This is a genomic window from Streptomyces beijiangensis, from assembly GCF_017315755.1.
Taxonomy (GTDB): domain Bacteria; phylum Actinomycetota; class Actinomycetes; order Streptomycetales; family Streptomycetaceae; genus Streptomyces; species Streptomyces beijiangensis.
This window is the reverse complement of record NZ_JAFLRJ010001753.1, coordinates 1-338: the sequence shown is the minus strand read 5'-3', so window position 1 is coordinate 338 and position 338 is coordinate 1. Positions and strand designations below refer to the sequence as shown.

Sequence of the window (338 nt, the reverse complement as noted above, 5' to 3'; positions counted from 1 at the left end):
CGCGACCCCGACCTTCGCGGGTTTCGCCAACGAGATCATGCCGCTGCAGATCGGCTCGCCCGACGTCGCCGTCCCGCGGCTGAACATGTTCTCGTACTGGCTGTTCCTCTTCGGCGGGCTGATCGTGCTCGGCTCGGAGCTCACCCCGGAGGGGCCCGCCGACTTCGGCTGGTTCGCCTACGCCCCGCTCAACTCGATCAACCACTCCCCCGGCATCGGCGCCGACCTGTGGATCATGGGCCTGGCGCTGGCGGGCTTCGGCACCATCCTGGGTGCGGTCAACTTCCTGACCACCATCATCGGGATGCGCGCCCCCGGCATGACCATGTTCCGTATGC

Annotated in this window: 1 protein-coding gene; it reads left to right on the top strand. The window is 67.8% G+C overall.

What is annotated here, in order from left to right; translation table 11 throughout:
• Positions 1–338 (top strand): cbb3-type cytochrome c oxidase subunit I (locus J0695_RS43520; protein ID WP_206970316.1); only part of this gene is annotated, 338 nt, incomplete at both ends.